We start from the raw sequence: 11,431 nt of genomic DNA, 5'->3' as shown, positions 1-11,431 counted from the left end.
GGGGCCCAGCGCGCCGGCCCGCAGCAGGGCCCCGAGCCCGCCCCGCCGGCCGAGGAGGCCCCCGCGGGCGGCGGGCGGCGGCACAGCCGCGGCCGGGACCGCGCCGCGATCAGCCACCACTACGACGTCGGCAACGACTTCTACGGCCTGGTGCTGGGCCCGTCGCTGGTGTACTCCTGCGCGTACTGGGAGCCCGCCGCCAAGAGCCTGGAGGCCGCCCAGGAGGCCAAGCTCGACCTCATCTGCCGCAAGCTCGGCCTGCGCCCCGGGATGCGGCTGCTGGACGTCGGCTCCGGCTGGGGCTCGCTGGTGCTGCACGCGGCCCGGCACTACGGGGTGACGGCGGTCGGCGTCTCGATCTCCGAGGAGCAGGTCGCGCTGGCCCGGCGGCGGGTCGAGGAGGCCGGCCTGGCGGACAGGGTGGAGATCCGGCTGCAGGACTACCGGGAGGTCCAGGACGGCCCGTTCGACGCGATCTCCAGCGTCGGCATGGCCGAGCACGTCGGCGAGGAGCAGTACCGGGTGTACGCCGAGGGCCTGTACCGGCTGTTGGCGCCCGGCGGCCGGCTGCTCAACCACCAGATCGCCCGCCGCCCGGACCGCCCCGGCGAGCCGTACCGGCCGAGCCCGTTCATCGACCGCTACGTCTTCCCGGACGGCGAGCTCTCCCCGGTCGGTTCCACCGTCTCCCGGCTGGAGGAGGCCGGCTTCGAGGTGCGCGACGTGGAGTCGCTGCGGGAGCACTACGGGCTGACCCTGCGTGAGTGGGTGGCCAATCTGGAGGCGCACTGGACGGAGGCGGTCCGGCTGGTCGGCCGCGGCCGGGCCCGGGTCTGGCGGCTCTACATGGCGGCCTCCGCGCTGGCCTTCGAGGAGAACCGGATCGGGGTCAACCAGATCCTCGCCGTCCGGACCACCGCCGACGGCGCCGCCCGTCTCCCGGCCACCCGGCAGGAGTGGCTGGGCGCCGGCGGCACCGGCTCCGACCTGCCCGTCCCGCAGGGCCCCGCCGCGGCCCCGGGTGAATCGGATTTGGGGGATCGGCGATCGGTCCGCTAATCTTTCAGTGCGGCAAGGGGCTATAGCTCAGACGGTTAGAGCGCTTCCCTGATAAGGAAGAGGCCACAGGTTCAAGTCCTGTTAGCCCCACCACCGCGAAGGGCCCGGAGCATCGCTCCGGGCCCTTCGGCGTTCTGCCGGCCGCGCGCCGGAACCCTCGGCGCCGCCCGGTGGTTCTACCGGGTGAGGAGGTGGCGCGATGGCGTTGTTCTTCGCGATGAGCATCCCCGGGCTGATCTGCGCGCTGGTGGCGCTGGCCTTCGTCGACCAGCTGGCGCTGTGGGCGCGCCGGTCGCGGCTGGTGCCCTGGCGCGGGACCGGCCGCGAGGGCCAGGTCTCGGCGACCGGCTTCGAGCAGTTGCACGCCCAGTTCGCGGCCGGCAAGCAGCACCAGCTCGACGAGCGGCAGAGCACCCTGATGCTGCGCGACGAGGACGGCGAAGGCGCCCCGCCCCGCACCCGGGTGGACCTCGCGGCCGGGGTGGCCGTGGTGGTTCCGCCAGGTGGCGGACGGGAGCCGGGTGGGCGGGAACGGTGACGGGTCTGCGCAGGCTCTGCGCCGGACCGACCGTACGACAGGAGGTGTGGCGTCAATCCTCCGACCGGACGGGTCGGTTGGAGGCAGCGGTGACTGGTCACGATTGGGACACCGGTGTGTATCATCGGCCGCAAGGGCAGTCTGGCAACCCGACCGCCCGTTCGTGCTCGCAACAGAAACCATGGACTCGTCGGTCCGGCCGCACCGGTCGGAGCCCGGCTGCTGAGTCCGCCACACGCAAGAAGGACGAGGTCCCGCGGTGAAGAAGCTTCTCCTGGTCGCCCTGGTCGCCCTCGGCGGCTTCTTTGTCTACCGTCAGGTCCAGGCGGACCGCGCCGAGCAGGACCTGTGGACCGAGGCCACCGACCCGGTTCCGGCCGGTCGCTGAGACTCCGGACGATCTGACGATCGACGGTCTTCGGAGGCGCCGCACGGCGTCTCCCGGGCCGGTCGGCCCGGTCGGTTGACCGGGTCGGCCGGACGTTCCCGGCCCCGCACGGCGGGGGAGCCGGGACGGGGCATCGGAATCGCACCGGGACCGGGTACGCTAGTGCCCGGCGGTGCGCGTGATGCCGTCCCGGGGCTTTAGCTCAGTTGGTAGAGCGCTGCCTTTGCAAGGCAGATGTCAGGAGTTCGAGTCTCCTAAGCTCCACAGTTCCGTGTCCACCCGGCGAGCCGGTGTGGACGGCCGATCGGCCGCTGACCTGAATCCGGGTCAGCGGCCGATCGCGTTTCTCAGTGCGGTTTGCGCGGGTCGTGCGGCTTGGGGCGGTCGTCGCCGGCCGGGGAGCCGGTGGGGGAGCCGGGCGGCGGGCCCGGCTTGGGGGCGGCGGTGCCGGCCTCGGACCGGGGGTCGGCGGCCGGAGCGGCGGAGTCGGCCGAGGAGCCGTTCACGCTGCCGCTGCCCGAGGCGTGGGCGCCGGCCGGCCGCGGGGCGGGCTCGGCGGCGCCGGAGGGGCCGCCCGCGGGCTCCACCAGCCACTCCGGGTTGCTGTGCCGGCGCCACCACTGCCAGGCGACGAGGCCGCCGCCGATCGCCAGCACGCCCGCCACGGCCAGGCCGGTGGCCCAGGTGTTCCGGTGCGGCCGGCGGGCGTTGCGGGCGGCGAGCTCGCTGATCTCGGCCGAGCTGACGTTGCCGTGCAGGGCGGTCAGCGCGGCCGCGCCGCGCTGCTGGGCCTCCTGGGCGACCGGGACGACGGCGGCGCGGGCCTCCTCGACGACGTGGACCACCCTGGGGGCGACGGTGGAGCGGGCCTGGCCCGCGACCCGGGAGGCGGACAGGCGGGCGGCCAGGGCGGCCTCCTGGGCCTTGTGCAGGGCCTTGAGGGCGTTCTGCTGGGCCTCCGGCGGCAGGCCGGCGAAGGCCTGACCGACCTGCGGGGCGATGTGCCGGTCGTACTGGACGCGCGCGGTGTGGGCGGCCTGGGAAGCCTGCTGCCGGGCGCTGTCCGCGAGGTTTCCGGCCGTCTCACGGGCCGAGTCCAAACGGTGCACGAGCTCTCTCCTCCTGGTGGCGTCCTATATGCACATATCCACCTGAATGCTGATCATGCATGGTGATTTGCCCGGTGGCACTCCGGAGTGGGCCGTACGCGGGGGGTGGGGGCCGCCGCGCGGGGCCGGGGGCCGGGGGCGGGGAGGGCCGGGGCGTGGGCCGGTCGGGTGGGGGTGGGGCCGCGTTAGGCTGGCGGTTCCGGCGGGGTTCCCGTCGGGAGCGCGTACACGTCGTCGCAGCAAGTCGTGGCAGGAGGGGAAAGCCGATGCTCCCGGACGAGCCGAGGCCGCCGATCGACCGGACTCCCGGACCCTCCGGCGGGAGCGGGCTGTCCCGCTGCTACCGGCACCCCGAGCAGGAGACCGGCATCGGCTGCTCCCGCTGCGGCCGCCCGATCTGCCCGCAGTGCATGGTGGACGCCTCGGTGGGCTTCCACTGCCCGGAGTGCGTCAGCGAGGGCAACCGCGGGGTCCGGCGGGCCACCACCCGGTTCGGCGGCCGCCCGCTCGCGGACGGGGCGCTGGTCACCAAGGTGCTGATCGGCGTCAACCTGGTGGTCTTCGTGCTGGCCGGGTACGTGCTCACGCCCTGGCTGGCGATCGACCTCGAACTGCGCAGCTTCTCCCCCGACTGGCAGTACCCCTACGCGGTCGGCGTCGCGGAGGGCCCGGGCCAGTGGTACCGGCTGCTGACCGCCGTCTTCCTGCACACCGCGCCCTGGCACATCGCCACCAACATGCTGGTGCTCTGGGTGCTGGGCCCGCAGCTGGAGTCGGCGCTGGGCCGGATCCGCTTCCTGGCGCTCTACCTGCTCTCCGGGCTGGCCGGGAGCGCCTTCGCCTTCCTGCTGGCCGGCGACGGGATGCGTTCGCTGGGCGCCTCGGGGGCGGTGTTCGGCCTGCTGGGCGCGACTGTGGTGCTCTACCGCCGGGTGCGGGCGCCGCTCGGGCCGATCGTCGCGCTGCTGGTGTTCAACCTGATCGTCACCTTCTCGGTGCAGGGCATCGACTGGCGCGCGCACCTCGGCGGCCTGATCGCCGGGATGCTGACCGCGGCCGGCCTGATGTACGCGCCGCGCGCCCACCGGGCGGCCGTCCAGGGGGCGACGCTGGCGGGGGTGGCGGTGCTGGTGCTGGTGATGGTCCTGGCCGGCACGGCCGCCTACGGAGGGTGACGCGTCCGGCGCGCTGACCGCACGGTTGTCCACAGCGGGTGCGGGGTTGTGCACAGGCGGTGTGGACCACCGGGTGTGGACGCCTGTTCTACGCGCGTCCCCCTGTGCGTATCGGGCATTCGGGGGAGGGCGCGCGCGGGTGTGGAAAGCGCCCCCGGCGCAAGTTATCCACAGGCTCGCGCGACTTTTCCCCAGTGTGGATAACCATGTGGATAAACGCGATAAGCGGAATGACCGACGAACGGAACTCCCGCGCGCGCCCGGCGTCCGGGCACACCACGACGCCGCCCCGGCTGGAGACCGGGACGGCGGTGGAACCGCTCAGGGTCGGAGCCCCGGCGTCACTTCCACTGGGTGGAGACGCCGAACCCCGCTGCGATGAAGCCGAAGCCCACCAGGATGTTCCAGTTCCGCCAGCTCTCCACCGGCCAGCTGCCGCTCGTCACGTAGTAGGTGACGATCCAGACCAGGCCGATCAGGAACAGCGCCAGCATCAACGGGGCAACCCAGCCGCGGCCCGAACTGATCTTCACCGTGGCGACCGTGGTCGGCGGGGTGTAGTCGGACTTCTTGCGGAGTCGGGACTTCGGCACGAGGAGCTCTCCTGTCGATGCGCTGTGACCGCGCAGGGGTTCACGGTGGTGTGGCGGCGTCCGTTAGCGTAGTGGTTCGGCGGGTCCGAAGGAGATAAGGGTACGGTGCCTAATTTGTCGATTCCCCCTCGGCCGGCCCGTACCCGTGCCGCCGGCACCCGAATTGTCGGACGTGCCCTGACCTGCGCCGTCTTCGCGCTCGCCGGACTGCTCTTCTACATCAGCGCGCAGACCGCCCGCGGCACCGATCTGCGCACCGACAACTCGCTGCTCAGCCTCTCCGACGTGATACGGCAGCGCAGCGCGCAGAACCAGCAGTCCCAGGCCCAGCTCGCCGACCTCCAGGAGCGCTCCCAGCAGCTCACCGAGCAGCAGGGCCGCAGCCCGGCCGACACCGCGCGGCTGACCGCCCTGGAGCAGGCCGCCGCGCTGGAACCGCTGCAGGGCCCCGGCCTCACCGTCACCCTCAACGACGCCCCGCCGAACGCGACCGCGCGCATCCCCGGGGTGCCCGCGCCGGGCGTCAACGACCTGGTCATCCACCAGCAGGACATCCAGGCCGTGGTCAACGCGCTCTGGCGGGGCGGCGCCGAGGGCGTCCAGGTGATGGACCAGCGGCTGATCTCCACCAGCGCGGTCCGCTGCGTCGGCAACACCCTGCTGCTCCAGGGCCGGGTCTACTCGCCGCCGTACGTGGTCAAGGCGATCGGGAAGACCGACGCGCTGCGCGGCGCGGTCGAGGCGGATCCGACGATCCGCAACTACCTGCAGTACGTCCAGGCCTACGGGCTGGGCTGGAAGGTCCAGGAGAGCGGCGAGCTCGCGCTGCCGGGCTACTCGGGGACGGCGGACCTGCGTTCGGCGACCGGCCAGCAGTAGATCGGCGGACCGGGGGCGGGTCTACTCTTGACCCCAGTCCGATACGTCGAGGGAGCACCATGTACGGCTGGATCTGGCGTCACCTTCCGGGGCCCACCCTGGTCAAGGCCGTCATCTCGCTGCTCCTCGTCCTGGGGGTGGTCTACCTCCTCTTCACTTACGTCTTCCCGTGGGCGGAACCGCTCCTCCCCTTCGGCGACGTCACAGTGGACGGAGACGGCGGCGGTGCCGCCGGCTGACCCGGTGGGCCCGCTCCACGTCCCAGTCCCCGCACCCCACGGAGAACGCGCGCGCATGACCTCCCAGCCGATCCCGCCCCGCATCCTGGTCGTCGACAACTACGACAGCTTCGTCTTCAACCTGGTCCAGTACCTCTACCAGCTCGGCGCCACCTGCGAGGTGGTCCGCAACGACGAGGTGACGGTCGAGCACGCGGTGCGCCGGGACGGCGACGGTGGCTTCGACGGGGTGCTGCTCTCCCCCGGCCCGGGCGCCCCGGAGGAGGCCGGCGTCTGCATCGAGATGGTGCACCACTGCGCGGCCGCCGGGCTGCCGGTGTTCGGCGTCTGCCTGGGCCTGCAGTCGATCGCGGTGGCCTACGGCGCGGTGGTCGGCCGGGCGCCCGAGCTGCTGCACGGCAAGACCTCGCTGGTCGAGCACGAGGACGGCGGCGTGTTCGCCGGTCTGCCCTCGCCGCTCACCGCGACCCGGTACCACTCGCTGGCGGTCGAGCCGGCCACCGTGCCGGACGAGCTGGTGGTCACCGCGCGCACCGGGAGCGGCGTGATCATGGGCCTGCGGCACCGCGAGCTCGCGGTCGAGGGGGTGCAGTTCCACCCCGAGTCGGTGCTCACCGAGGGCGGCCACCGGATGCTCGCCAACTGGCTGGCCGAGTGCGGCCACCCGCAGGCCGTCGACCGGTCGGCCGGGCTCGCCCCGGTGATCGGCCGGGGCTGAGCGGCGTGACCGCCGTGCGTCCGGAGGGGCGCTACCAGCCGGACGCGGACCCGCAGGGCGGCGCGTACCAGGAGGGTGGCCCGTACCAGCAGCAGGACCCGTACCGGCAGTCGTACCCTCCGGGCGGCGGGTACCAGCAGGGGGCCCAGCAGGGGCCGTACGAGTCGGGGCAGTACCAGCAGGCGCCGCAGCAGCAGGGCGGCGGCTACGGCTCCTACGACCAGTACGGGCAGTACGGGCAGTACCAGCAGGGCCAGCCGTACCCGCAGGGCCAGCAGGGCCAGTACCAGCAGTACGACCCGTACCAGGGCCAGCAGCTCCAGGGGCAGCAGCTCCAGGGCCAGGCCCAGGGACAGGGCTACCCGGCCCAGCACGGGGCCGAGGACGGCTGGGGCGTGTACGAGCCGGCCGCGGCCGTCGCGGCTCCCGCACCGGCCGAGCAGACGCTCCTGCTGCACCCGGCCGCCCCGGACGGGCCGAGCGCCGAGACGGCGGTCCTCGCGGCGGCCGAGACGGTCACCATGGCCGCCGTGGCCGGCACCCCCGAGCCGCCCGCTCCGGGCGGCCGGGCCGAGCGCCGGCGCGCCGCCCAGGGGCGGATGGCGGTGCGCTCCGGCAACGGACGCCGCCGGGCGGGCGGCCGGGCCGCCGCCGACGGCCGGCCCCGGCCCAAGGAGTCGGTGGCGGTGGTCGGCGCCCGGTTCCTCGGTGAGTTCTGCATCACCCTCGGCCTGGTGATGCTGCTCTTCGTCTCGTACCAGCTCTGGTGGACCAACGTGCAGGCCGACGCGGCCGCGGACGGCGCCCGCAGCCAGCTGGAGGAGCAGTTCGACGCCGGCCCGGGCCCGGGCGCCACGCCCGCGCCCGGACAGCCGGCCCCGGACCCGGCCAAACCGGAGACCTTCGAGCCCGGCAAGGGCTTCGCGATCATCCACCTGCCGAAGCTCGGCCAGAAGTTCCCGATCGCCGAGGGCACCGCCAAGGGGCCGGTGCTCGACAAGGGTCTGGTCGGCCACTACACCGGTACCGGCATGCCGGCCGACAAGGCGGGCAACTTCGCGCTGGCCGCGCACCGCAACACGCACGGCGAACCGTTCCGGCGGATCAACCAGCTCGGCAAGGGCGACAAGATCGTGGTGGAGACCGCGACCGCGTACTACACCTACGAGGTCACCGGCGGCATCCCGGAGACGCCGCCGTCCAACGTGAGCGTGATCAAAAAGGTCCCGGACGGCTCCGGCTACAAGGAACCGGGCCGGTACATCACGCTGACCACCTGCACGCCGGAGTTCAGCTCCAAGTTCCGGCTGATCGTCTTTGGCAAGATGATCGAGGAACGGCCGCGCAGCCAGGGCAAGCCGGCCGCGCTCACGGCGGGCTGACCCCGAGCGGGCGACGATACGGAGGGGGATGCACGTGACCCAGGTGACCGAGGAAGCCTTTCCACCGCCGGCGCCGGGGTCGGCGGACGCCCCCCGGCGGCCGGGCCGCGGCCGGGGACGGGCGCTCGCCGTGCTGGGCGTCTTCGGCGAGCTGCTGATCACCCTGGGGCTGGTGCTGGGCCTGTTCGTCGCCTACTCGCTCTGGTGGACCGACGTGCTGGCGGACCGCTCCGCCGCCGCGGCCTCCGACCAGCTGCGCGGTTCCTGGGCGGCCGGCGGTCCGGCCGCTCCCCCGTCCGGCGCCCCGGGCACCCCGGGCGCCGCCCCGTCCGCCGGCGCGTCGGCCGGGCCGTCCTACGCGGCGGGCGACGGGATCGGCTTCCTGCACGTCCCGGCGATGGGCCGGGACTACCAGGTGCTGATCCGGATGGGCACCGACACCGCCACCCTGGCCGAGGGTGTCGCCGGGGTGTACGAGCAGCCGTACCGCTCGGGGATGCCCTGGGACGCGGCCGGCAACTTCGCGCTGGCCGCCCACCGGGACGGGCACGGGGCGAAGTTCCACGACCTCGACGCGGTCCGCAAGGGCGACGCGGTCGTCGTCGAGACCCGCGACAAGTGGTACGTCTACCAGGTCGACAGCACCCTGCCGGAGACCTCCAAGTACGACACCGGCATCGTCGCCCCGGTCCCCAAGGGCTCCGGCTACACCGCTCCCGGCCGGTACATCACGCTGACCACCTGCACGCCGGTCTACACCTCGCGCTACCGGATGGCGGTCTGGGGGAGCCTGGTCCGGGTGGACGACATGGACGCCAAGCGCACCCCGCCGCCCGAGCTGCGCCACTCCTGACCGCGTCCGGCGCTGCGGACCGCGGCAGGCGCTCCGGACCGCGGCAGGCCGGAAAGCCCGAGGGCCCGCCGACATCACGTCGACGGGCCCTCGGGCTTCAGTCCGTACCGGAAACGGTCCAGGCCTCAGAACCAGGGGAACCAGGGCTTAGCCGTTGGGTCCCCCTTTGGTGTTGCTGGGGGTGGGGAGGCCGGGGATCCCGGGGAGGGTGGGTGTGTCGCCCCCTTTGGGCGGGTCCACCGGCTTGGTCATCAGGCCGACCGAGGTGTTCGGGTCGACCTGGGTGCCGGCCGCCGGGTTGGAGGCGATGACCACCGAGTTCGGGTCCTGCGGGCCCTGGACGACGGTGTACTGCAGGCCCATGCCCTGGAGGGTCTTGATGGCGTCCTTGAGCAGCTGGTTCTGCAGCGGCGGGACGCTGACCTTCTCCGGGGCCTTGAAGATGGTCAGGGTGATCTTGGTGTTGGCCGGCTGCTTGCCGCCCGCGGGCGACTGCTGGGCGACCGTGTTGACCTTGGCCGGGTCGTTGGTCGGGGTGGTCTTCGAGGCGTCCACCTGGAAGCCGGCGGTCTCCAGGGCGGCCTGCGCGGCCTCCTTCTGCTGACCGACCACGCTCGGCACGTTGATCTTCGCCTTGCCCTGCGAGATGGTCAGCTTGACCTGCGCGGACGGGTCGGCGCCCGCGTTGGCCGGCGGGTCCTGGGCGAGCACCTGGTCCAGCGGGGCGTTGTCGTCGTCCTTGTAGTCGGACGCGGAGACGTTGGCGAAGCCGGCGTCGTTGAGCGCCTTGATCGCCTGGTCCTTGGTCTTGCCGACCACGCTCGGCACGGTCGCCTTGGCCGGGCCGGAGGAGAGCTGCACGGTGATCGTGGCGGCCTCGGCGACCTGGGTGGAGGCGGCCGGGTTCTGCGTGCAGACCTGGTCCTTCTTCACGTTGGTGTCCGGGCAGGCGACCTTCTCGCCCTCGGCGATCACCAGCTTGGGACCGGCCTGCGCGGCGAGCGTCTTGGCCTCCGCCAGGCTCTTGCCGACCAGGTTGGGCGCCGTGACCTTCGGCGCCTCCTTGGCGGTCTCGCCCTTCTTGTCGCTGAACATCGCCTGGGCGACGAAGAAGGTGCCGACCAGGACCAGCACGGCGGCGACCGCCAGCACGATCCAGGAGGTGTTGCTCTTCTTCGGCGGCTCCTCGCCGCGCCGGCCGCCACCGCGGCCGTACCCGTCGTCGTAGCCGTCGTTGCCGCCGCCGCCCGGGGCACCGGCGTAGGTCTGGCCGTAGCCGTCGTCGTAGCCGGGGGCCGGCGGCTGGGCGTACCCGGCCGGGGCGGCCTGCGGCAGCACGGTGGTCGGACCGCCGGGCGCCTGCTGCGGCAGCATGTTGGTCTGGCCGTACGGGTCGTGCTGCGGGTAGCCGTTCTGGTCGTAGCCGTACCCGGCGGCGGCACCCATCCCGTAGGCGGCGGCCTGCTGGGCGGCGGCCACCGGCAGGCCGTCGAGGAAGCGCTCGATGTCGTCGCGCATCTCGTCGGCGGACTGGTAGCGGTAGTCGCGGTCCTTGGCGAGCGCCTTGAGCACGATCGCGTCGACCTCGGGGCGCACCTCGGGGTCGAAGGCGGACGGCGGCTGCGCCTCCTCCCGGACGTGCTGGTAGGCGACCGCCACGGGGGAGTCGCCGATGAACGGCGGGCGGACGGTGAGCAGCTCGTAGAGCAGGCAGCCGGTCGAGTAGAGGTCGGAGCGGGCGTCCACCTGCTCGCCCTTGGCCTGCTCCGGGGAGAGGTACTGGGCGGTGCCGATGACGGCGGAGGTCTGCGTCATCGTCATGCCGGCGTCGCCCATCGCGCGGGCGATGCCGAAGTCCATCACCTTGACGTTGCCCTGGCGGGTGAGCATGACGTTGGCGGGCTTGATGTCGCGGTGCACGATGCCGGCCCGGTGCGAGTACTCCAGGGCCTGCAGGATGCCGATGGTCATCTCCAGCGCGCGCTCCGGCAGCAGCCGGCGCCCGGAGTGCAGCAGCTCGCGCAGCGTGGAGCCCTCGACGTACTCCATCACGATGTACGGGATCGAGATGCCGTCGATGTAGTCCTCGCCGGTGTCGTACACGGCGACGATGGCGGGGTGGTTGAGGGACGCCGCGGACTGGGCCTCGCGGCGGAAGCGGGCCTGGAACGACGGATCCCGGGCCATGTCGGCCCGGAGCGTCTTCACTGCGACGGAACGGCCGAGCCGGGTGTCATGGGCGAGGTACACCTCGGCCATGCCGCCGCGTCCTAGGACGCCGCCGAGCTCGTACCTGCCGCCGAGGCGACGAGGCTCTTCCATAGTTCCGACCCTCTCCCTCACCCGCCGGTGAGGTTGTGACGTAGGTGTCCCCGCACGCTCTTTGGGACGCCGGCCGGGCCCCGGGTGGTTCTGCGGGAAGGGCCGTAGGGCGTCTCGCGGGCGGCAACGGGTACACCCGCTGCTGCGGATACGCTACCGGTCGGACCGCACCGGAC

The 11,431-nt window shown here is 73.0% G+C and carries 12 protein-coding genes and 2 tRNA genes; 11 read left to right on the top strand and 3 right to left on the bottom strand.

Annotated elements, in window-relative coordinates:
• The 5 genes from AB0N76_RS20300 to AB0N76_RS20280 form a co-directional block, all read left to right on the top strand.
• Positions 1–1,059 (top strand): cyclopropane-fatty-acyl-phospholipid synthase family protein (locus AB0N76_RS20300; RefSeq protein ID WP_363558865.1); only part of this gene is annotated, 1,059 nt, incomplete at its 5' end.
• Positions 1,060–1,075: 16 nt separating this feature from the next.
• A tRNA-Ile gene (locus tag AB0N76_RS20295) sits at positions 1,076–1,152 on the top strand.
• Between the two features lie 106 nt (positions 1,153–1,258).
• The gene (locus AB0N76_RS20290) at positions 1,259–1,597 is read left to right on the top strand and encodes a DUF6191 domain-containing protein (RefSeq protein ID WP_363558864.1); all 339 of its coding nucleotides are present in this window, start codon (positions 1,259–1,261) and stop codon (positions 1,595–1,597) included.
• A gap of 259 nt (positions 1,598–1,856) precedes the next feature.
• Positions 1,857–1,985: a DLW-39 family protein gene (locus tag AB0N76_RS20285; protein WP_014137031.1), complete on the top strand. Its 129-nt coding sequence runs from the start codon at positions 1,857–1,859 to the stop codon at positions 1,983–1,985.
• 191 nt (positions 1,986–2,176) lie between these two features.
• Positions 2,177–2,249: transfer RNA gene (locus tag AB0N76_RS20280), tRNA-Ala, on the top strand.
• Between the two features lie 83 nt (positions 2,250–2,332).
• Here the strand turns inward: AB0N76_RS20280 and AB0N76_RS20275 are convergent.
• Positions 2,333–3,094 (bottom strand): DUF5324 family protein, encoded by a 762-nt coding sequence (locus tag AB0N76_RS20275; protein ID WP_363558863.1) that lies wholly within the window; start codon positions 3,092–3,094, stop codon positions 2,333–2,335.
• 266 nt (positions 3,095–3,360) lie between these two features.
• Between AB0N76_RS20275 and AB0N76_RS20270 the strand changes: the two genes are divergently transcribed.
• Positions 3,361–4,269, top strand: coding sequence for a rhomboid family intramembrane serine protease (locus AB0N76_RS20270; protein ID WP_363558862.1), 909 nt, complete (start codon positions 3,361–3,363; stop codon positions 4,267–4,269).
• Between the two features lie 341 nt (positions 4,270–4,610).
• Here AB0N76_RS20270 and crgA read toward each other — a convergent pair whose 3' ends face one another.
• Positions 4,611–4,862 carry a cell division protein CrgA gene (gene crgA, locus AB0N76_RS20265; protein ID WP_363558861.1) on the bottom strand — a complete coding sequence of 84 codons (252 nt, stop codon included), beginning with the start codon at positions 4,860–4,862 and terminating at the stop codon, positions 4,611–4,613.
• Between the two features lie 120 nt (positions 4,863–4,982).
• On the opposite strand from crgA, the gene AB0N76_RS20260 reads away from it, so the two are divergent.
• The 5 genes from AB0N76_RS20260 (at position 4,983) to AB0N76_RS20240 (ending at position 8,933) form a co-directional block, all read left to right on the top strand.
• Positions 4,983–5,741, top strand: a complete 759-nt coding sequence (locus AB0N76_RS20260) for a DUF881 domain-containing protein (protein WP_363558872.1) — start codon at positions 4,983–4,985, stop codon at positions 5,739–5,741.
• A gap of 59 nt (positions 5,742–5,800) precedes the next feature.
• Entirely contained in the window at positions 5,801–5,980 is a 180-nt protein-coding gene (locus AB0N76_RS20255) for a hypothetical protein (protein WP_363558860.1), read from the top strand.
• A 70-nt stretch (positions 5,981–6,050) separates the two neighbouring features.
• Entirely contained in the window at positions 6,051–6,698 is a 648-nt protein-coding gene (locus tag AB0N76_RS20250; RefSeq protein ID WP_363558871.1) for an aminodeoxychorismate/anthranilate synthase component II, read from the top strand.
• Positions 6,699–6,703: 5 nt separating this feature from the next.
• Positions 6,704–8,080 (top strand): class E sortase, encoded by a 1,377-nt coding sequence (locus tag AB0N76_RS20245; protein ID WP_363558859.1) that lies wholly within the window; start codon positions 6,704–6,706, stop codon positions 8,078–8,080.
• Positions 8,081–8,210: 130 nt separating this feature from the next.
• A complete protein-coding gene (locus tag AB0N76_RS20240) occupies positions 8,211–8,933 on the top strand; it encodes a class E sortase (protein ID WP_363558870.1) in 723 nt (240 codons plus the stop codon).
• Between the two features lie 147 nt (positions 8,934–9,080).
• Here the strand turns inward: AB0N76_RS20240 and pknB are convergent, their stop codons facing one another.
• Positions 9,081–11,255, bottom strand: coding sequence for a Stk1 family PASTA domain-containing Ser/Thr kinase (pknB, locus tag AB0N76_RS20235; protein ID WP_363558858.1), 2,175 nt, complete (start codon positions 11,253–11,255; stop codon positions 9,081–9,083).
• Between the last annotated feature and the right edge of the window lie 176 nt (positions 11,256–11,431).

The sequence above is a fragment of the Kitasatospora sp. NPDC093806 genome, from assembly GCF_040683335.1.
GTDB lineage: Bacteria > Actinomycetota > Actinomycetes > Streptomycetales > Streptomycetaceae > Kitasatospora.
This window is presented reverse-complemented; position numbering and strand designations above follow the sequence as displayed.

Excerpts from the sequence above, each read along its gene's own strand:
- pknB (WP_363558858.1), bottom strand. The coding sequence starts at position 11,255 with ATGGAAGAGCCTCGTCGCCTCGGCGGCAGGTACGAGCTCGGCGGCGTC.
- AB0N76_RS20270 (WP_363558862.1), top strand. The coding sequence starts at position 3,361 with ATGCTCCCGGACGAGCCGAGGCCGCCGATCGACCGGACTCCCGGACCC.
- AB0N76_RS20255 (WP_363558860.1), top strand. The coding sequence starts at position 5,801 with ATGTACGGCTGGATCTGGCGTCACCTTCCGGGGCCCACCCTGGTCAAG.
- AB0N76_RS20290 (WP_363558864.1), top strand. The coding sequence starts at position 1,259 with ATGGCGTTGTTCTTCGCGATGAGCATCCCCGGGCTGATCTGCGCGCTG.